We start from the raw sequence: 417 nt of genomic DNA on the forward strand, positions 1-417 counted from the left end.
TCAATATCGGAGGCAACTCCCACCTAACCCTCTGGAGCAGCAAAAATAAAAACAGTGGCGTTCTGATTAATGGCAATATCACTTCTACTGCTAACGGAAACTTAACCATTTACTCTAGCGGATGGGTTGATATTCATAAAAATATTACGCTTGAATCAGGACGCTTAAACGTTACAACTAAAGAAGGAGATGTCGCCTTTGAAAAAGGGAATAACCTAACCATTACAGGTCAAGGAACTATTACAGCAGGCAATAATAAAGGCTTTAGATTTGAAAATGTCTCTCTAAATGGCACTGGGACTGGCTTGCTTTTTAATCTCAGTAGACCACAAAAAAACAATAGTCTCGTCACAAACTATTTTAATGGGACTTTAAATATTTCAGGAAGCGTAAATATCTCAATGATTCCACCTAATG

Annotated in this window: 1 protein-coding gene; it reads left to right on the plus strand. The window is 37.4% G+C overall.

All coding sequences use genetic code 11. The features are described from left to right. Window positions 1–417 (plus strand): hypothetical protein (locus tag GUI43_RS34175; RefSeq protein ID WP_170158823.1); only part of this gene is annotated, 417 nt, incomplete at both ends.

It is taken from the genome of Micromonospora noduli, from assembly GCF_003264365.1.
Classification (GTDB): domain Bacteria; phylum Actinomycetota; class Actinomycetes; order Mycobacteriales; family Micromonosporaceae; genus Micromonospora; species Micromonospora noduli.